This window comes from Hymenobacter actinosclerus, assembly GCF_900111515.1.
GTDB lineage: Bacteria > Bacteroidota > Bacteroidia > Cytophagales > Hymenobacteraceae > Hymenobacter > Hymenobacter actinosclerus.
Window position 1 is genome coordinate 514873 of the sequence record NZ_FOHS01000002.1, and the last position, 18771, is coordinate 533643.

At 61.4% G+C, this 18771-nt stretch carries 17 protein-coding genes; 9 read left to right on the forward strand and 8 right to left on the reverse strand.

What is annotated here, in order from left to right:
- Positions 1-230: 230 nt before the first annotated feature.
- From BMY67_RS08575 to lepA, 5 genes are all read right to left on the reverse strand, one after another.
- A complete protein-coding gene (locus BMY67_RS08575) occupies positions 231-2180 on the reverse strand; it encodes an OmpA family protein (RefSeq protein ID WP_245744960.1) in 1950 nt (649 codons plus the stop codon).
- A 26-nt stretch (positions 2181-2206) separates the two neighbouring features.
- The gene (locus tag BMY67_RS08580; RefSeq protein WP_245745010.1) at positions 2207-2788 is read right to left on the reverse strand and encodes a 7-carboxy-7-deazaguanine synthase QueE; all 582 of its coding nucleotides are present in this window, start codon (positions 2786-2788) and stop codon (positions 2207-2209) included.
- A 269-nt stretch (positions 2789-3057) separates the two neighbouring features.
- Positions 3058-3966 carry a bifunctional 5,10-methylenetetrahydrofolate dehydrogenase/5,10-methenyltetrahydrofolate cyclohydrolase gene (locus tag BMY67_RS08585; RefSeq protein ID WP_092770482.1) on the reverse strand — a complete coding sequence of 303 codons (909 nt, stop codon included), beginning with the start codon at positions 3964-3966 and terminating at the stop codon, positions 3058-3060.
- Between the two features lie 19 nt (positions 3967-3985).
- Entirely contained in the window at positions 3986-4207 is a 222-nt protein-coding gene (locus BMY67_RS08590) for a hypothetical protein (protein WP_092770484.1), read from the reverse strand.
- 103 nt (positions 4208-4310) lie between these two features.
- Positions 4311-6098 carry a translation elongation factor 4 gene (lepA, locus tag BMY67_RS08595; protein WP_092770486.1) on the reverse strand — a complete coding sequence of 596 codons (1788 nt, stop codon included), beginning with the start codon at positions 6096-6098 and terminating at the stop codon, positions 4311-4313.
- A 204-nt stretch (positions 6099-6302) separates the two neighbouring features.
- Between lepA and BMY67_RS08600 the strand changes: the two genes are divergently transcribed.
- The 6 genes from BMY67_RS08600 (at position 6303) to BMY67_RS18910 (ending at position 12414) form a co-directional block, all read left to right on the forward strand.
- Entirely contained in the window at positions 6303-6653 is a 351-nt protein-coding gene (locus BMY67_RS08600) for a hypothetical protein (protein ID WP_092770488.1), read from the forward strand.
- A gap of 62 nt (positions 6654-6715) precedes the next feature.
- Positions 6716-7120 carry a GlcG/HbpS family heme-binding protein gene (locus tag BMY67_RS08605; protein ID WP_092770490.1) on the forward strand — a complete coding sequence of 135 codons (405 nt, stop codon included), beginning with the start codon at positions 6716-6718 and terminating at the stop codon, positions 7118-7120.
- Positions 7121-7246: 126 nt separating this feature from the next.
- Positions 7247-7852, forward strand: a complete 606-nt coding sequence (locus tag BMY67_RS08610) for a Uma2 family endonuclease (RefSeq protein ID WP_245744962.1) — start codon at positions 7247-7249, stop codon at positions 7850-7852.
- Between the two features lies 1 nt (position 7853).
- Positions 7854-8297 carry a hypothetical protein gene (locus tag BMY67_RS08615; RefSeq protein ID WP_092770494.1) on the forward strand — a complete coding sequence of 148 codons (444 nt, stop codon included), beginning with the start codon at positions 7854-7856 and terminating at the stop codon, positions 8295-8297.
- A gap of 93 nt (positions 8298-8390) precedes the next feature.
- On the forward strand, positions 8391-11888 hold the full coding sequence (locus tag BMY67_RS08620; protein WP_092770496.1) for a methylmalonyl-CoA mutase family protein: 3498 nt from the start codon (positions 8391-8393) through the stop codon (positions 11886-11888).
- Positions 11889-11964: 76 nt separating this feature from the next.
- Positions 11965-12414, forward strand: a complete 450-nt coding sequence (locus BMY67_RS18910) for a hypothetical protein (RefSeq protein ID WP_143069751.1) — start codon at positions 11965-11967, stop codon at positions 12412-12414.
- Between the two features lie 168 nt (positions 12415-12582).
- Here the strand turns inward: BMY67_RS18910 and BMY67_RS08625 are convergent, their stop codons facing one another.
- The gene (locus tag BMY67_RS08625; RefSeq protein ID WP_092770498.1) at positions 12583-13026 is read right to left on the reverse strand and encodes a helix-turn-helix domain-containing protein; all 444 of its coding nucleotides are present in this window, start codon (positions 13024-13026) and stop codon (positions 12583-12585) included.
- A gap of 8 nt (positions 13027-13034) precedes the next feature.
- Entirely contained in the window at positions 13035-13274 is a 240-nt protein-coding gene (locus tag BMY67_RS08630) for a type II toxin-antitoxin system HigB family toxin (protein WP_245744963.1), read from the reverse strand.
- Between the two features lie 401 nt (positions 13275-13675).
- Here BMY67_RS08630 and BMY67_RS08635 point away from each other — a divergent pair, with 401 nt between their 5' ends.
- From BMY67_RS08635 to BMY67_RS08645, 3 genes are all read left to right on the forward strand, one after another.
- Entirely contained in the window at positions 13676-15508 is a 1833-nt protein-coding gene (locus BMY67_RS08635) for a peptidoglycan D,D-transpeptidase FtsI family protein (RefSeq protein ID WP_092770500.1), read from the forward strand.
- A 177-nt stretch (positions 15509-15685) separates the two neighbouring features.
- Entirely contained in the window at positions 15686-16639 is a 954-nt protein-coding gene (locus tag BMY67_RS08640) for a hypothetical protein (protein WP_143069752.1), read from the forward strand.
- Positions 16640-16826: 187 nt separating this feature from the next.
- Entirely contained in the window at positions 16827-17939 is a 1113-nt protein-coding gene (locus BMY67_RS08645) for an OmpA family protein (RefSeq protein ID WP_177189752.1), read from the forward strand.
- Positions 17940-18035: 96 nt separating this feature from the next.
- Here BMY67_RS08645 and BMY67_RS08650 read toward each other — a convergent pair whose 3' ends face one another.
- Positions 18036-18575: a hypothetical protein gene (locus BMY67_RS08650; RefSeq protein WP_092770506.1), complete on the reverse strand. Its 540-nt coding sequence runs from the start codon at positions 18573-18575 to the stop codon at positions 18036-18038.
- Between the last annotated feature and the right edge of the window lie 196 nt (positions 18576-18771).

Genomic DNA, 18771 nt, shown 5'->3' on the forward strand with positions numbered 1-18771 from the left:
GGGAATAATCAAATGTACCCCAAAATATTAAACTATAAAATGTTTTTTTATCACTATTCTGATCAATAACTTTTATCACTTATCACTATATAGCTCATTATCAGAATTCTGAATGTGCTATGAAAAAGAAAAACTCCAATCGAAAAAAAATGCAACTACTCGCGTAATTGTCCTTTTTTCGATTGGAGTTGGCGGTTGTCGGCCCTATTCGGGCCCGGGCCGGGCAGGTTCTACAGAATGCGTAGCTCGATGCGGCGGTTCTGCTGGCGGTTGTCTTCGGAATCGTTGGGAGCCAGCGGGCGGGCCTCGCCGTAGCCCTTGTAGCGCAGCCGGGCGGCTTCCACGCCCTGGCTCAGCAGGTAGCGATACACCGATTTGGCCCGGTTCTGCGACAGCAGCAGGTTGTCGTCGTCGGAGCCCACGTCGTCGGTGTGGCCCGATACTTCCACCTGAATGGTGGGGTACTGCTTCATGAAGCTCACCAGCCGGTTGAGTTCGGTGCGCGACTTGGGCTTGAGCTCGTACTGGCTCACATCGAAGAACAGGTTGTTGAGCACCACGCTGCGGCCCGCGCCTACCGGATCGAGGTAGAGGTCGAGCGTAAGCGGGTTGAAGCTGCGGCGGCTGCTGTAGTCGAAGCTCAGGCTGCGCATCAGGTATTTGTCGGCGGCGGCGTACATGGCATACTGGCGCCCCTCGTTGAGCACTACGGTGTACTCGCCGGTTTCGGCGTCGGAGTTCACGTACTGCACCAGTTCGTTGGTGTTGAGGTCGTAGAGCTGCACATCGGCGGCAATGGGCTTTTTGGTGGCGGCGTCGAACACCCGGCCCTGGGCGTAGGTGCTGGTTTCGCGGGCGCGCACGCTGCTGGGGGCCTCAAACGAGTACAGCTCCACGGGCTGGTCGCGCAGGCGCTTTACGCCCGGCTCGGCCGTGCGCCAGCGCGAGCAGAAACCCCGGCGGTTGTCGGAGCTGATAAACAGCGAGGCTTCGTTTTCGAAGGTATTGAGCGGGTAGCCCAGGTTACGGGGCGCTTCCCATTTGCCATCGGCCGCCAGCTCGCAACGGTAAATATCGAGCCCGCCCATGCCCACCAGCCCGTCGGTTACATAGTAGAGCGTGGTGCCGCTGGCATGAATGAAGGGGGCCATGTCCTTGCCGGGCGTATTCACGGGCGCGCCTACATTGCGGGCCGGCGTCCACTTTCCCTGCTCGTCGAGGGTAGTCACGTAGATATCCTCCTGGCCCTGCCCACCGCGCCGGGTGCTGGTAAAGTAGAGCGTACGGCCGTCGGCCGAGAGCGTGGGCTGCGAGTCCCACTCGGGCGAGTTGACGTTGCGGCCCAGGTTTTCGGGCTTGCTCCAGGCATTGCCGGTCCGGCGCGAGATGTACAGGTCGCAGTTGCCCACCGAGTTGGCCCGGTCGCAGGAAGCAAATACCAGCGTTTTACCGTCGCCGGAAATAGCCCCCGCCCCTTCGTTGAATGAGGTGTTGATGGCCGGCGAGATGGAGGCCGGCTCGCCCATGGTGCCGTCGGGGTTCTGGCGGCTCACGTACAGGTTTTCGTCGCTGGCGGCGGTGGGCCGGCCGGTAAAGAGCAGAAAGCGGCTGTCGGCGGTAAGCACCGGGAAATACTGGAACCGGAAGGTGTTGAGCGGCTCCGGCAGGCGGGTGGGTTCGGGGCCGGTAGGCGCGGCCAGGGCTTTCACGGCAAACGCGCAGTTGAGCAGCTGGCGCCGGGCCTGCGGAATATTGCGCTGGCTTTTGGGGGCCGTTTTGAGAAACTTCTGGTAGGCGTCGGCCGCCGTGGCGTAGTCGCCGAAGCTAATAGCCAGCTCGCCCAGCATAAAGTAGTCGTTGCTGCGGGCCGCGTCGACGGGTAGCTTGGGCAGGCCGGTACGGTAGGCTTCAAAGGCCGCCTGGTTTTCGCCCATCGCCTTGAGCAAGGAGCCCTTCAGCAGGTAGGGCTCGCCCAGGGAAGGAAACTTCTGGGTGAGCTGGTCGAGCGTTTCGAGCGCCTTGGTAAAGTCGCGGCCTTTGGCGTGCGCCTGGGCTTTTTCCCAGAGGCTGCGGGCCTTGGTATTGGTGGAGCTGAGCGGCGCCTGGGCGGCCGCCGGCCGCGGCGAAAGGCCACCGGCAGTTAACAGCAGCACCAGCGGCACGAAAAGCGAACGACGCATACGGAAGGGGCTAAAACAGGTGGGCGCTAAGGAATATCGAGGTACTTATGGGTCTGCAGCGACACCTGCCAGCGCGGGTTATTCTTGACATACTCCACGATAAGCGGGGTCATGGCGGCGGCCTTGCTCCACTCGGGCTGCAGGTACAGGCGGCAATCGGGGCCCACCAGCGCGGCGTGCTCCTCGGCCCAGGCAAAGTCGCTTTTATTGAACACCACAATTTTCAGCTCGTGGGCCGCCGCCAGCACCGCGGGCAGTGGGGCCTTGAACTTCTTGGGCGATACGCAAATCCAGTTCCAGTTTCCGCTCAGCGGGTAAGCGCCGCTGGTTTCAATCCAGGTCTGGCAGCCGGCCTGCTGCAGCGCGGCCGTAAGCGGCCCCAGCTCGTGCATGAGCGGCTCGCCCCCGGTTATCACCACGTTGCGGCCGGGGTGCGCCGTTACGGCTGCCACCAGGTCGGGCAGGGCGTGGCGCGGGTGGGCATCCAGGGGCCACGACTCCTTTACATCGCACCACACGCAGCCCACGTCGCAGCCGCCAAGGCGGATGAAGTAGGCGGCGCGGCCCGTGTTGTAGCCCTCGCCCTGAATGGTATAAAACTGCTCCATCACGGGCAGCGTAGTGGCGGCCTGCGTAGCTGGAGTAAGCGGAAGTTGGTGCAGCAAAACGGGTAATCTTCTGAAAAAAAACAAGTCGGGCCGCCGGGAAATCCAATTACCGCAGTAACTGGCGCTTTTCCCGGCGGACCGACTTTAAAAGTACTACAACGCCCCGGATTCTGAAAGCCCCGGATTGGGCTAATTGGATTTTAGGGACTTGGAAGCGAAGGGGTTCAATGCAAGACTATCATCCTGAGCTGTAATCCTGAACCGCTCTGCTAACCGTACACCTCGCGCTTGGCAGCCCGCAGCGTATTGAGCAGCAGCATGGCAATGGTCATCGGGCCAACGCCACCGGGCACGGGCGTGATGTAGGAGGCCAGCGGGGCCACCTCGTCGAAGTTTACGTCGCCCTTCAGTGCCCAACCGGCCTTGCGGCTGGCGTCTTCTACGCGGGTCGTGCCCACGTCAATAACCACCGCGCCGGGCTTCACCATGTCGGCCGTTACGAAACCCGGCCGGCCCAGGGCCGCCACCAGAATGTCGGCCGTGCGCGCAATTTCGGGCAGGTTTTGGGTGCGCGAATGGCATAAAGTAACGGTGCAGTTACCGGGCTCCAGGTTCTTGGCCAGCAGGATGCTAACCGGCGTACCCACAATATTGGAACGACCGATAACCACGCAGTGCTTACCGTCGGTAGGCAGCCTGTAGCGGCGCAGCAGCTCCACGATACCCGAGGGCGTAGCCGGCAGCAGGGCCGGCAGCCCGGCCACCATGCGCCCGATGTTCATCGGGTGGAAACCGTCCACGTCCTTGTCGGGCCGCACCGCCTCAATCACCTTGTTGGTGTCGATGTGGCGGGGTAGCGGCAGCTGCACAATGAAGCCGTCGATTTGCGGGTCCTCGTTCAGCTCAGCCACCTTGGCCAGCAGCTCGGCCTCCGTGATGGAGTCTTCGTAGCGCAGCAGGGTGCTTTCGAAGCCGACCCGCTCGCAGGCCAGCACCTTGTTGCGCACGTAGGTTTCCGAGCCGCCGTCGTGGCCCACCAGAATGGCGGCCAGGTGGGGCGTTTTGTGGCCGGCGGCCTTACGCTCGGCTACTTCGGCCGCAATTTCAACTTTGATGTCCTCGGCGGTTTGCTTGCCGTCGATGAGGCGGTAGGTCGTGGCGTCGGGGGCAGTGGTCATAGCGAAGGAAAGGGGGTGGTTAGGCAGAAGCGGGTGGCGTATCCGTGGCAGCCGAGGCCGGCGACGATTCGGTGGCAACCGACGCTTCGTAGGCGGCAATGGCCTCGGCACCGGCGGCGAGCAGGGCTTTTTCCATCACGGGCCAATCGTCGCGCCAGCGGAACTTGCGCTCCTGGCCCCGGCGGATTTTTTCTAGCTGGTCGAAACTGCGACAGTTCTTAACGAGGTGATGGTCAGACATGGGATGAGGGGAAGCAACACACGCCCGGTTAAGAAGTGCATCAGGTGAAAAATGAAGAGGTACGCGCAAAAAAAACGCGCCTATGAAAGGCGCGTTTCACTCATCAATCCAGTTTCAGAACGGCCAGGAAGGCCTCCTGAGGTATCTCCACGGAGCCAACCTGACGCATACGCTTCTTGCCTTCCTTCTGCTTTTCGAGCAGCTTGCGCTTGCGGCTGATGTCGCCGCCGTAGCACTTGGCAATTACGTTTTTGCGCAGGGCTTTCACCGTTTCGCGGGAAATAATCTTCTGGCCAATACTGGCCTGAATGGCAATTTCGAACTGCTGGCGGGGCAGCAGCTCGCGCAGTTTCTCGCACAGCCGGCGGCCCCACTCGTAGCTCTTGCTGCGGTGCACGATGGCCGACAAAGCATCGACCTTCTCGCCGTTGAGCATGATATCGAGCTTCACCATATCCGACTCGCGGAAGCCAATCAGCTCGTAGTCGAGCGAAGCGTAGCCGCGGCTGATGGTTTTAAGCTTGTCGAAGAAGTCGAACACGATTTCCGACAGCGGCAGCTCAAAGGTCATCTCCACCCGCTCAGAGGTCAGGTAGCTTTGGCCCTTGATGATGCCGCGCTTGTCCATGCACAGCGTGATGATGGGGCCCACGTAGTCGGCGGCCGTGATGATCTGGGCCTTGATGTAGGGCTCCTCGATATGCTTGATCATGTTCGGCTCGGGCATTTCGCTCGGCGCGTTGATGGTCAGCAGCTGGTCCTTGGTGCCGGTAGCGTGGAACTGCACGCTGGGTACGGTGGTAATCACCGTCATGTTGAACTCGCGCTCCAGGCGCTCCTGCACGATTTCCATGTGCAGCATCCCCAAAAAGCCGCAGCGGAAGCCGAAGCCCAGGGCTACCGACGTTTCGGGTTCCCAGACCAGGGAGGCGTCGTTGAGCTGGAGCTTTTCCATGCACGAGCGCAGCTCTTCGTACTCGGTAGTATCAACGGGGTAGATGCCGGCGAATACCATCGGCTTCACGTCGGCAAAGCCCTTGATGGCTTCTTTGGTCGGGTTGGCAACGTTGGTAATCGTGTCGCCCACTTTCACTTCGCGGGCTTCCTTGATGCCCGAGATGAGGTAGCCCACGTTGCCGGCCCGCATTTCCTGGCGCGGCTCCTGGCTGAGGCCCAGGATGCCGATTTCGTCGGCGCCGTATTCCTTGCCGGTGGCCATGAAGCGAAGCTTGTCGCCCTTGCGCATGGTGCCGTTCTTGATGCGGAACAGCACCTCGATGCCGCGGTAGGAGTTGAAAACCGAGTCGAAAATCAGGGCCTGCAAGGGCGCCTCGGGGTCGCCTTTGGGCGCTGGCACCCGCTCGACAATGGCGTTGAGGATGGCTTCGATGCCGAGGCCGGTTTTGCCGGACGCGTGCAGGATGTCGTCGTGGTCGCAGCCGATGAGGTCCACGATTTCGTCCGAAACCTCCTCGGGCATGGCGTGGGGCAGGTCGATTTTATTAAGGACGGGGATGATTTCCAGGTCGGCGCCGATGGCGAGGTAGAGGTTGGAAATCGTCTGGGCCTCGATGCCCTGGGAGGCATCGACAATCAGCAGCGCGCCCTCGCAGGCGGCAATGCTGCGGCTTACTTCGTAGCTAAAATCGACGTGGCCGGGCGTGTCGATCAGGTTGAGCGTGTAGATTTCCCCTTTGTAGGGAAACTGCATCTGGATGGCGTGGCTCTTGATGGTGATGCCCCGCTCCCGCTCCAGGTCCATGTTATCGAGTAGCTGGGCCTGCATGTCGCGCTTGGCCACGGTACTCGTGAATTCGAGCAGGCGGTCGGCGAGGGTGCTTTTGCCGTGGTCGATGTGGGCAATGATGCAGAAATTGCGGATGTTCTTCACAGAGGGCAGTTTTTTCTAGCTTCAAAGGTACGCAACGACGCCCGGATATGCCAGCGGCCCGCCCCACCAGCCCCCGGCAAGCTCCACCTAACCCCCGCCCGCGCCCTGAACGTATATATAAGCTCCGTAGCCGGCCGGCCCCGTACTGGCACCCGGCAGCCCGGCCCCCATTTTCCACATTACCCACATTCTAACTCATCCGCTATGTCAGTCAAACTCAATTCCGCCGCCGTCAAGCATGCCAAACAGCTTATAAAAGACGGCAAAATCAAGAACGACTCGGGCCACTGGAGCCAGCACAACCCCGACACCGACGCCGAAAACCAGTTTCTCGATAAGCACGACTACCAGGAGTACGCCAAGTGGCACCTGGGCGAAGACACCAGTATGAGCGAAGACACCAAGGGCCGCTACAAATTCCCGTTCGGCGACTTCAAGACCGTGCATCGCGACGGGCTGCTGGCCGCCAAGGAGCGCGCCGCCCAGCAAGGCTACCACGACATCGAAAAAGCCGCCGACGAGCTGGAAAAAGAGCTGGAGAAAAAGGCAGGGTAGCCGCCGCCGGTTCACCCTTCCGGCGCCGGACCCGTATTGTTAAGTTCACCAATGCTAACATCATGAACGGTATCACCCTCCAGCAAGCCCAGCAAGCCGTAGCCGCCGCCCAGCAAAAGGCCCGCGACCTGAACCTGAAAATGAACATTGCCGTGGTCGACGCCGGTGCCAACCTCACGGCCTTCGCCCGCATGGACGGCGCCTGGCTGGGCTCGGTGGACATTGCCATCAAAAAGGCTAAAACCGCCCGCTACTTCGATATGCCAACCGGCGACCTGGGCCAAGCCTCGCAGCCCGGCGGCTCGCTGTTCAACATTGAAGTATCGAACGGCGGCCTTATCACCTTCCCCGGCGGCCTGCCCATCAAAAACGCTCAGGGCGACATTATCGGCGCCATCGGCGTGTCGGGCGACTCGGTGGAAAACGACCACACCGTAGCCGAAGCCGGTATGCAGGCGCTGCAGTAGCCGTTGCTGCTGTCGTTCTTACTAGAAGCGCCGGGCCTCCGTGGGGGTCCGGCGCTTCTGGTTGATGTGAAAATCAATATTGCGGCGGCCTGAGTATCTTTAGCAACACCCGTTTCCCTCCTTCTTATGCAAATTCATCTTCCAGATAAAGCTCCTGTGCTACTGAGTGGCCCCAATCTGGTGGCCATGACGGATGAGGAGTTTTTCGACTTCTGCCAGCAGAATGCCGACCTGCGCATTGAGCGCACCGCCAACCATGAAATCATCATTATGTCGCCTACTGGCAGCCGCTCCGGCAAGCGCAATTCCCGCCTGAATGGCCAGCTTTATATGTGGTGGGCGCAACATGCCAACCTTGGCGAAACCTTTGACTCCAGCACTGGCTTCACGCTCCCGGATGGCGCAGTATTGTCGCCGGATGCCTCCTGGGTATCGGCCGCGAAATGGAACGCGCTGACCGCTGAACAGCAGGAAATATTCGCGCCGGTTTGTCCCGAATTCATCATTGAGCTAAAATCGGCTAAAGACTCGCTGAAGGTGTTACAGCGCAAGATGCAACAGTGGCTGCGGGCTGGGGTGCAGCTGGCTTGGTTGATAGTTCCTCAGAAAGAAACAGTTTACATCTACCGCGCCGGCCAGCCGGAGCCGGAAATCGTGCAGGGCTTCGAGCAGGAGCTATCCGGGGAAACCGTGCTGCCAGGGTTTCGGCTGCGGCTGGCGGAGTTGCGGTAATATGCACATCCGTACATTTCTATTCCTTTCGGTGTTTATGCTGGCGTGTCAGCCCATTCGACAAATCGGCGACACTGAATTTACCGACCAGCAACGGGAACGGCGTTTCAAGCTAACCCCGGCAAAACTGGCAGTCCTACGCCGGGCTGCCAATGACCGTCTGCCACTAAAATATCAGGACCCAGAGGTATTAAAGCGCTATGACTATTGGCCTCAGATAGTCGACCATAATTTTCGGGGGTTGTGGCACATCGACAATTATTCGCACCGCGGCCCACTACTCGTTATCAATGGCAAGCATATAGTAACCGTCGTTCCGATCATGGAAGACAATGCAGATGGACTTGACTCACTTCACACCGCACTGCGCAGGTATCCAGTATCAGAAATCAGCTTACAAGTTCGCGACAGTATTATAAAGCACTTTAAATTTATATATCGATAGCTCAGCCCCGACTTCTCAGAATGCCCCGCGCCTCCCCCGCCGGGGCTTTTTCGTACCTTTAGCCTACCAAACCCCACCCAACGACCCGCCCTTATGCAAGCTCCCGCAGCTCCTTATAAACCTAAGAACCACGTCCGCATTGTTACGGCTGCCGCCTTGTTCGATGGGCACGATGCCGCCATCAACATCATGCGCCGCATCATTCAGAGCAGCGGGGCCGAGGTTATCCACCTGGGCCACAACCGCTCGGTGCAGGAAATCGTGGATTGCGCCATTCAGGAAGACGCCCAGGCCATTGCCATTACCTCCTACCAGGGCGGCCACAACGAGTACTTCAAGTACATGCACGATTTGCTGGCAGAGCGCGGCGCGGGCCACATCAAGCTCTTCGGCGGCGGCGGCGGCGTGATTCTGCCCTCCGAAATCGAGGAGTTGATGGACTACGGCATCACCCGCATCTACTCGCCCGACGACGGCCGCGCCCTGGGCCTGCAGGGCATGATCAACGACCTGCTCGAACAGGCCGACTTCCCCACCGGCCAGAACCTCAACGGCGAAGCCGCCCACCTCCAAGACAAGAACGCCCGCGACATCGGCCGCCTGATTTCGGCCGCCGAAAACTTCCCAGAAGAGTTTGAGCGCGTCCGCGCTCAGTTGTCAGTTGTTAGTGGTCAGTTGTCAGGCGAAGACCATGACAAGCAGAACAAACAGACAACTGACAACCAACAACTAACAACTACCCAAACGCCCATCCTCGGTATCACCGGCACGGGCGGGGCGGGCAAATCCTCGCTGGTGGATGAGCTGGTGCGGCGGTTTCTGCTGGACTTTCCGGAGAAAACCATTGCCATCATCTCCGTCGACCCCAGCAAGCGCAAGACGGGCGGGGCGCTGCTCGGCGACCGGATCCGGATGAACGCCATCAACTCCCCCCGCGTGTACATGCGCAGCCTGGCCACCCGCCAGAGCAACCTGGCCCTGAGCCGGTACGTGCAGGACGCCGTGGACGTGGTGCGGGCCGCCGAGTTCGACCTCATCATCCTCGAAACTTCCGGCATCGGCCAGTCCGACACCGAAATCATCGAGCACTCCGACGCCAGCCTCTACGTGATGACGCCCGAATACGGCGCGGCCACCCAGCTGGAGAAAATCGACATGCTCGATTTCGCCGACGTCATTGCCCTCAACAAGTTCGACAAGCGCGGGGCCCTCGACGCCTTGCGCGACGTGCGCAAGCAGTACCAGCGCAACCACGGCCTCTGGGAGAAACCCCTCGACACCATGCCGGTGTTCGGCACCATCGCCTCGCAGTTCAACGACCCCGGCATGAACCGCCTCTACCGCGCCGTGCTGAGCGTACTGGAGGAGAAAACCGGCCACGCCTTCGCCTCCCAGCTCGAAACGTCGGGCGTCGATTCCGAGAAAATCTACATCATTCCGCCGCACCGCACGCGGTATCTTTCCGAAATAGCCGAAACCAACCGCCAGTATGACCAGTGGGTTCAAAAACAGTCTGCCACAGCGCAGCAGCTCTATGGAATCCGACAAGCCGTCGGAGCCGTTGAAAGCCTCGCCGGAAACGGCGGCGGCGGAGGAGTTGGTAACGGCGGCGGCGCAAGCCCGGCCGGAATCGAGCCCGGAGCACTTTTGGCCGGCCTGGAGAGCACCTTCGAGGAGGTCAAGCTTCGGCTGGACGGGCAGAACTGGAAACTCCTGGAGACCTGGCCGCAAACGGTAGCCGCCTATAAAGCCCCCGAGTTCGTGTTCCGGGTGCGCGACAAGGAGCTGCGGCTCCAGACGCACACCAAGAGCCTTTCGGGCACTCAGATTCCGAAAGTAAGCCTGCCGCGCTACACGGCCTGGGGCGACCTGCTCCGCTGGCAGCTCCAGGAGAACGTACCCGGCGAGTTCCCCTACACGGCCGGCGTGTTCCCGTTCAAGCGCGAGGGCGAGGACCCCACCCGCATGTTTGCGGGCGAAGGCGGCCCCGAGCGCACCAACCGCCGCTTCCACTACGTGAGCATGGGCCTGCCCGCCAAGCGCCTGAGCACCGCCTTTGATTCGGTGACGCTCTATGGCGAGGACCCCGACGTGCGGCCCGACATCTACGGCAAAATCGGCAACGCCGGCGTGAGCATTGCCTGCCTCGACGATGCCAAGAAGCTCTACTCGGGCTTCAACCTGGCCAACCCCAGTACCTCGGTGTCGATGACCATCAACGGCCCCGCCGCCACGCTGGCCGCCTTCTTCATGAACGCCGCCATCGACCAGCAGTGCGAGCTCTATATTAAGGAGCACGGCCTGGAAGAAGAAGTCAGCCAGAAAATCGACGCCATTTACGCGGAATACGGCCAGTCCCGCCCCCGCTACCAGGGCCCCCTGCCCGAAGGCAACGACGGCCTGGGCCTGCTGCTGCTGGGCGTAACCGGCGACCAGGTGCTGCCCGCCGACGTGTACGCCGGCATCAAGGCCCGCACCCTCACGCAGGTGCGCGGCACCGTACAGGCCGATATTCTCAAAGAAGACCAGGCCCAGAACACCTGCATCTTCTCCACCGAATTCGCCCTGCGCCTGATGGGCGACGTGCAGCAGTACTTCATCGACGAGAAAGTCCGCAACTTCTACTCGGTGTCGATTTCGGGCTACCACATTGCCGAGGCCGGGGCCAACCCCATCACCCAGCTGGCCCTCACGCTCAGCAACGGCTTCACGTTCGTGGAATACTACGTGAGCCGGGGCATGGACGTGAACGACTTCGCCCCCAACCTCTCGTTCTTCTTCTCCAACGGCATCGACCCCGAGTACGCCGTGATTGGCCGCGTGGCGCGCCGCATCTGGGCCAAGGCCATGAAGCTCAAGTACGGGGCCAACGCCCGCTCGCAGATGCTCAAGTACCACATCCAGACCAGCGGCCGCAGCCTGCACGCCCAGGAAATCGACTTCAACGACATCCGCACCACCCTGCAGGCCCTGTACGCCATCTACGACAACTGTAACAGCCTGCACACCAACGCCTACGACGAGGCCATTACCACCCCCACCGAGGAGTCGGTGCGCCGGGCCATGGCCATTCAGCTCATCATCAACCGCGAGCTGGGCCTGGCCAAGAATGAGAACCCGCTCCAGGGCTCGTTCATCATCGAGGAGCTGACCGACCTGGTAGAAGAGGCGGTATTGCTCGAATTCGACCGCATCACGGAGCGCGGCGGCGTGCTGGGCGCGATGGAAACCATGTACCAGCGCGGCAAGATTCAGGAGGAGAGCATGCACTACGAGATGCTCAAGCATACGGGCGAGTACCCCATCATCGGCGTGAACACCTTCCTCTCCTCCAAAGGCTCGCCCACGGTGGTGCCCGCCGAGGTTATCCGCGCCACCGAGGAGGAAAAGCAGTACCAGATTACGATGCTGCAAGCCCTGCACGCCCGCCACGCCAACGAGGCCCCGGCGCGCCTCAAGCAGCTGCAACAGGCGGCCGTAGCCAACGAAAACCTGTTCGGCGAGCTAATGGAGACCGTCAAGTTCTGCTCCCTGGGCCAGATTACGAATGCCCTGTTCGAGGTTGGGGGGCAGTACCGGCGGAATATGTAGGTAGTTGATTTGGCCGAATAAAAAAGGGTGCTACCTTGCTGAGGTAGCACCCTTTTTTATTCTACAGTTTTCATACATGACACGAACCTATATTTCTTATGCCTTAACACTCCTCTCAGGATTATTAGTCTATTTCATGTTTGCTGCTGCATCATCAGTAGCAGCCGGTATTACATGGATACCGGCTGCCAGCTTTGTGGGAAGCATACTGCATATTGGGATAAGTAGTTGGTTATTTCTTGCCTTTCCTAAACCTGGGAAAATCACTTCTTTTATTACCACTACTTTAATTTGTTTCTGGCCAATTACTGCGTGCATTGGAAGCATGAGAATCTTTGACTTTGAAGCACTTATATTTTATACCTTACCTCTTATTATTAGTGGTTTCGTGATATGGAATCACCTTAAATCTTTTCAAGACAAAGAGAAAAAATCAACTAAAACACAGATAGTTTTATCAGCTTTGCCGTTAGCTTTTTTAATATACATGTTTTGCTTCTATTATGCTCTGTTTACTCAAGCATAGAATTAAATTATTGAGGGCCAGTTCCTAACCCAATATCCTGACCTCCAAACCTTGGGAGGGCAAGATATTGTGAGTGGTACCCTCCTCTACTTATAATCAGCCCGCTATTCATAGTCGTTCAAGCTTCGGCAGCTTCGGGTGGGGCCGGGGGCGGTTCGTTGAGAGCTCCTAAGCTGCGGCCTTGGCTCCCTGATGAATCACCCGCGCATTACGGGGCAAAGAAGCGGCCGCCACCACCAGCTCGTAAGGCCGGTTGAAGGCCTCCTGAGAGACCTGGAAATAGCTGGCGAGGCGGCGGATAACCTCTTTCGACAGGCCCCGCCGCCGGTTCATGATATCCGAAACCGCGCCTTTGCTCAGGCCCAGCGCGGCCACTAGGTCCTTGGCCAATAGGTTGCGGCCCGCCATCAGGGAGCGTAACAGCTCGATGGGGTCGGCTTCGGGCAGCGTGGCGTGGGCCTGGTCCCAGGTTTCGATGAGCAACGTGAGCAGGTCGATTTCCTCCTGCGTGGCCGTGGAGGCGGGTCCTTCGGTTGCTAACGCTTCCAACTGGCGGCAATAGTCCTGGTACTGCGGCTCGGTTTTGATGACGGTGTATTTGAGCGTTTTCATAGGTTAGGCTAGTAGAGGTTGATGGTGTATTGCTGGCTTTTGGCGCAGATTTTATCGTACTCAGCATGCGTACCCAGCCAGCAAACAAACAGGTGCACCTGCCGCTGGCCAAAGGCGTAGCGAGCAATCAGTCGGTAGTTGTTGCCCCCAATGTCGAATACCACGCGGTTGCTGCCGTTGCCCAGTAAGTCTGCCGCACCGAAAGTCTGCTGGATATCAGCAGGCGTGTTCCAGTCAGCGTACTTCACGGCCGTTCACCACAGCGCAAAAGCGGCGCGACTCCGGGCGTGGCGGGCCGCAAAGTCTTCCACGGTTTGCCGCTTGATGAGATGAACTTTCATAAGAGGACGTTGGGGGCACGCTATAAGTTCGCAATATGCGAACTTATAGCGTGCCTTTTTATGTAGCGCCACACTTCCAAATAGGTATGACTCCGTGTGGCACACCTGTTTCCGCCGCTACTCCCGGCCCGTCGTGGCCGTTACGCGCCGCTTCGGGTGGGGCCGGGGGCGCATGGCGGGGCGGAGGGGGCCGGAAGTAGGGCCAACATCAGTTCGGCGAACGGCCCGGCACGCTCATTCATAGCGCCAATTGCCCTGTTCATCGGCTCGCTGTTTATCCGCTCCGGGCAATTAGCTAGCTTTACCCCATGCGCATAGTTCCTTATAAGTGGAAGTTAGGGTGGCCGCTCTTGCTGCTGACCGTGCTGGCCGCCTGCTCCTCGCCCGCGTCCGAAGTAGCCGCGCAGGATACGCTCCCTACCGAAACCTTTGCCCACCGCCGCGTGGTAGTAGGCGCCGACTCGCTCGTACGTGGCCGGCTGCTCGACCGCCACGACTCCGTGCTGGTGGCTACCGGCACGCTGCACCTGCTCAAGCTACCGCGCAAGGCCCCCCTCGATACCACCGCGCTGGGCCAGCTGCTGGGCTGGGGGCCGGCCACCATCAGGCAGCGCATCGCCCAGGCCCTGCCCTACGACAAGGCCCCCGCCGGCTTCCCAGTGAACCTGCGCCTGACGGCCGCCGAAGCCGCCCGGGTGCGCAAGGCCCGCCAGCAGTGGCCCACCCTCACACTCAGCACCGAAGTGGGCCGCCGCTACACCACCTCCGCCGGCGCCGCCGTGCTGGGCTATCCGGCCGCCGAGGCCCAGGCCTTTTTCACCCAGGCCCGGCGCATCAAGCGCGGCCGCTTCTACCAGCTGCGCAACGGCGGCGTCGAGGGCTACTATAATGGCCTGCTCACGGGTCGCGTCGGCTACCGGCACCCGCTCATCGATTCGCTGGGCCAGACCCGCGGCTCCTGGGCCGCCGACACCGCCTTCCGCCAGGGCCAGGACCTGCACCTGACCATCGACCGCAACCTGCAGGCCTACGCCGAGCAGCTCATGGGCAACCGCAAGGGCTACCTGGTGGCCCTCGACCCCAAAACCGGCGAAATTCTGGCCTACGTATCGGGCCCCATTTACGACCCGGCCACGCTCACCGCCCCCGACCAGGCCAAGGTGCGCTCGGAGCTGCTCTACGACGAGAACCGGCCCCTCATCAACCGGCCCGCCATGCTGGCCAACCCGCCCGGCTCGGTGTTCAAGCTGGTGAATGCCGCCGTGGCCCTGCAGCTGGGCGCCATCACCCCCAGCACCGGCTTCAAGTGCGACCAGACGCTGATTAAGTGCGTGCACCGCCACCCCGTGCCCGGCAGCCTCACGGTGGGCCTAAAGTACAGCTGCAACCCCTACTTCTACCAGACCATGCGCAACCTCATCCAGCGCGTGCCCGATAGCCTGGTAGCCGACACCGTGGCCGCCCGCCACGCCAACCTGGCCGAGTGGCGGCGCTACGTGCGCTCCTTCGGCCTCGATTCGGTGCTGGGCGTGGACATTCCGCGCGAGGCCCCCGGTTTCCTGCCCACTCCCGCCTACTACGACAAGGCCCGCAAGACCCGCAACTGGACCTACCGCTCCATCTACTCGCTGAGCGTGGGCCAGGGCGAAATCAATATGACGGGCCTGCAAATGGCCAACATGACGGCCATCATCGCCAACCGCGGCTGGTACTACCCGCCCCACCTCGTGCGCAGCATCGGCGCCGATGGCCCCCTGCCCCGCTTTCTCGAAAAGCGCTACACCCTCATCGACAGCACCCATTTCGCGGCCCTGCTGCCCGGCATGATTGGGGTAATGCAGCGCGGCGGCACCGCCGAAACCTCCAGCCTCGCCGACGTGGGCATTACAGTAGCGGGCAAAACCGGCACCGTGCAGAACGGCGGCGACGAGGATGACGACCACGCCGCCTTTGTCGGCTTCGCCCCCGCCGACAACCCCAAAATAGTAGTGGCCGTGTACCTCGAAAACGCCGGCTTCGGGGCCACCGCCGCCGCCCCCTGCGCCGTGCTGGTAATGGAAAAGCACCTGCGCGGCCCCATCGCGCCCAAGCGCAAGAACTGGGAAGCCCGCATCAGGCACCGCGCCCGCAACGGCTATTAGGCCGGCCGGTTGGTGGTCTTCATACCGCATCCTGACCGCCTGGCTACCCTCTTCGGCCAACCAACTGTCCCTGCCCTGTTTTTCGGTACTGCGCCGGCAGTAAGTACCCCGAGGCTGTTTATTAGGACATATCTATATAGATTGCGGAGATTTATTCCATCTTTCGTTCAGCTGGCCATGCGTATCAGTCGTTCCGTTGCGTTCTGCGTGTTTCCGTTTGCCGCCCTGCTCCTGGCGGCGGGTTCTTCTCCGGCACCCACACCGGCCCTGCCCCCCAACTTCACCCAGGGCATCATCACTACCCGGGTATCGCTGCCGGGCAACCCCTACGATAAGCTGCTCAGCCAGATCGACCCCGCCAAGGGCAATGTGCAGGCCCAGATGCAGCAGCTTGCCCTCCGCATGACGCCGGCTGAGCAGCAGCAGTTTCAGGCCGAGGCGGCCCGGCTGAGCCCGGCCCTGGTCATGGGTGCCATGATGCTGCCGCGCAAAGGCACCATTTACTGCCGGGGCCAGGAAGCCCGGGTAAGCACCGACGGGCTGTCGTACCACCTGGAAAACTACTTCGACAGCGCCAAAAACGCCGGTATCCTGCTGCTGGCTGCCCAGGCCAGCCCCGAGCGGGTGGCCTATACCTACAATGCCGCCACCATGAAAACCCGGTGGCAGAGCATTGTGGTAGCCGAGGAGGACTACACCCTCAAAACCAGCCCTGAAACCAGCCTGGTAGCCGGCTACCCCAGCCAGAAAACCACCTATACATTGAAGCCGGGCGCGGGCACACCCGCTCCGGCCGAGGCGGGCGCCATGAGCCAGAAGCCCGTAGCCCTGGAGGTCTGGACCTCTGCCCAGATACCGCAGATGCTGAATTTTGCGCACCCGGTATACGTCCAGCAGCAGCATGGCATCACCAAGCTGCTTGTCTATTTTGATAAGGAGCGCCGGCAGAAGCTGCTCTACGAGTTTGCCGGGGTCCAGGTGAAGCCCGTTGCGGCCCAGGACCTGAAAATCAACGCCAACACGCCCCTGCTCGACTATGCCAAAGACGAGCTGCAGATCGGCATGAAGTCGTTGGCCATCATGCTGGGCGGCGGCCCCGGCTCGCCGGGCAAGCCCAACACCGACGACTAGCTTCGCGCAGCCTTCGGTCCTTCTGCCCCGGCCCGCGCCTGCTCAGGCGCGGGCCGGGGTGCATCCAGGGCGCCCCTACCCCATTAAATCCGGCTTTCCGAACCGCTTGACAGGGTACAAGGCCTCTAAACGCAACCTTTTAGCAGTCAGTCATCGTCTTAGCGGCAACTGTTTTGCTGGCTGAATGATGAATTGCAAACTGCTTCTGTTGCTGCTACTGTTGCTCACCACCGCGCCCGTTGCCCGGGCCCAGTCGCTCACGGGCAGCTGGCAGGGCGTGGAAACCGACCCCGGCGAGCGAAGGGGGTACTGGCCCGCCGAGCTGCGGCTGCAGCAAAGCAAATCGGGCAGCTTGCTGGGCGTGCTGTATCAGCAGGATGGGGATGGGGCCGAAGTGAGCGTGACGTTTCAGGTGCGGGGCCAGCGCACGGCCACTGGGCTGCGGCTGGAGCACGGCCGTAAGCTGCAGGAAACCGGCCAGTCGCTGTTCAGCTACTGGTGCTCGGGCAGCGTGGTGCTCAGCTACGACGCGGCCGAGGAAAAGCTCACCGGCCGCGCCGCCTACCAGCCCGTCGGCGACTGCGACATCGGCAATTTCACCTTCTACCGCGTTAAGCTGAAATCGGCCCCCACCGTGCCCGCCGGGGCCGAAACCACCCTGCGCGTGTCGGGCCGCAACGTGCTCTGGTACGCCGACGCCGAGGCGCAGCAGCCGCTGGCCAGCGGCAACAGCTTCCGCACCCGCCTGCGCCAGACCACCACCTTCTACCTGGCCCAGGGCTACTACCCCACCGCCCAGAGCACCCGCGTCCCCATCACCATCCGCGTTAGCGGCCAACCCGCTCCCACAGCAACCCGCCCCGCGCCTCCCGAGTTGTTGGCGCCGCTGCCCGTGCCACTCCGCCGGCCGTCACTGGCCAGCCAGCTGCCCGCCACCGTGCGGCCGCAGCCGGCCAGTCCGGCGCTGGCGGCTACGCCCACGGTGCTGCCCACCGTGCTGTTCCGGCTGGGTACGGCCCGGCTGCTGCCCGAGGCCTTCCCGGCGCTCAACCAGCTGGCCGCCACGCTGCGCACCAACCCCGGGCTGCGGGTGGAAGTAGCCGGCCACACCGACCGCATCGGCGAGCCGGGCAAAAACCAGCAGCTCTCCGAGCAGCGGGCCGCCGCCGTCCAGAAGTACCTGATCCGGGCCGGCATTGCGGCCGGCCGCATCAACGCCGTCGGCTACGGCGACACCCGCCCGCTCTACCCCGCCCCCGACGAGCGCAACCGCCGGGTAGAAGTGCGGGCCGTGGAGTAAGGAGCGGAGCGGCAGCCAGGCGCGCCCGCCAACGAAACGCCCGCTCCTGACTGGCAGAAGCGGGCATTTGCGCAACCGTCCGGCAAAATGCACTGGCTATTTGCGGCCCCGGGGTTTGGGCTTGGGCTTGGCCACCGGTGCCGGGGCCGTGCGGCGGGCTTCTTCGCGCTGGTAAAAGGCCACCTCGTGGTGGTAAGCCGAATAGTCCCAGGAGGGCCGGGCTGCGGCGGCCTGGCGGGCGGCCGTGCGAATGGCGTCCAGCTGCGCGGCGGGCATAAACGACTGCGCCGAGTCGGCCAGCAGGGCCTGGTGGGTTTGCTCCAGCACCGCTTCGAGAGCCATGATTTCGGCGGAGCCCTTGCCGGAGAGCGTACCCGGCGCGGTGCGCTGGCGTGCCACACTCTGGCCCTGATAGGTGAAGGCACTGTTGGACGTGGGCGTCGGGATGACTACCGGGGCCGAGGCCGGGGTTTCCTCGGCCACAGCGTTGGTCTTTACTTTGGCTTTAGCCTTGCTGTTGCGGGCGGCCATACCACCCAGCTGCGTGGCAGCCCGCATACCGCCGAGCAGCAGGCTGGTCTGGGCCTGCGCCAGGTGCACGCTGGCAAGGAAAAGAAGGGTAAACAAGTACTTCATCCGGAAAATATTATAGTTAGAAGACAATGCGAAAGTAAGTAACGAAGCGCAAATGGCCGGCGCGGAATTCATATCCTGCAACTATCAGCTGGTTACCCCGTTGAACTGGCAGTCAGTCCAATCTACCTATAATACCATACTGGTTTTTCAATAGTAAATTAGGACGCCCTTCATCCTTTCCATGCGCAGTAATTTA

Coding starts and splice junctions, on each gene's coding strand:
- BMY67_RS18910 (WP_143069751.1), top strand. CDS start 11,965: ATGACACGAACCTATATTTCTTATGCCTTAACACTCCTCTCAGGATTA.
- BMY67_RS08610 (WP_245744962.1), top strand. CDS start 7,247: ATGCAAATTCATCTTCCAGATAAAGCTCCTGTGCTACTGAGTGGCCCC.
- BMY67_RS08580 (WP_245745010.1), bottom strand. CDS start 2,788: ATGGAGCAGTTTTATACCATTCAGGGCGAGGGCTACAACACGGGCCGC.
- BMY67_RS08625 (WP_092770498.1), bottom strand. CDS start 13,026: ATGAAAACGCTCAAATACACCGTCATCAAAACCGAGCCGCAGTACCAG.
- BMY67_RS08600 (WP_092770488.1), top strand. CDS start 6,303: ATGTCAGTCAAACTCAATTCCGCCGCCGTCAAGCATGCCAAACAGCTT.
- BMY67_RS08585 (WP_092770482.1), bottom strand. CDS start 3,966: ATGACCACTGCCCCCGACGCCACGACCTACCGCCTCATCGACGGCAAG.
- BMY67_RS08620 (WP_092770496.1), top strand. CDS start 8,391: ATGCAAGCTCCCGCAGCTCCTTATAAACCTAAGAACCACGTCCGCATT.
- BMY67_RS08645 (WP_177189752.1), top strand. CDS start 16,827: ATGAATTGCAAACTGCTTCTGTTGCTGCTACTGTTGCTCACCACCGCG.
- BMY67_RS08650 (WP_092770506.1), bottom strand. CDS start 18,575: ATGAAGTACTTGTTTACCCTTCTTTTCCTTGCCAGCGTGCACCTGGCG.
- BMY67_RS08615 (WP_092770494.1), top strand. CDS start 7,854: ATGCACATCCGTACATTTCTATTCCTTTCGGTGTTTATGCTGGCGTGT.
- BMY67_RS08590 (WP_092770484.1), bottom strand. CDS start 4,207: ATGTCTGACCATCACCTCGTTAAGAACTGTCGCAGTTTCGACCAGCTA.
- BMY67_RS08640 (WP_143069752.1), top strand. CDS start 15,686: ATGCGTATCAGTCGTTCCGTTGCGTTCTGCGTGTTTCCGTTTGCCGCC.
- BMY67_RS08575 (WP_245744960.1), bottom strand. CDS start 2,180: ATGCGTCGTTCGCTTTTCGTGCCGCTGGTGCTGCTGTTAACTGCCGGT.
- BMY67_RS08635 (WP_092770500.1), top strand. CDS start 13,676: ATGCGCATAGTTCCTTATAAGTGGAAGTTAGGGTGGCCGCTCTTGCTG.
- BMY67_RS08605 (WP_092770490.1), top strand. CDS start 6,716: ATGAACGGTATCACCCTCCAGCAAGCCCAGCAAGCCGTAGCCGCCGCC.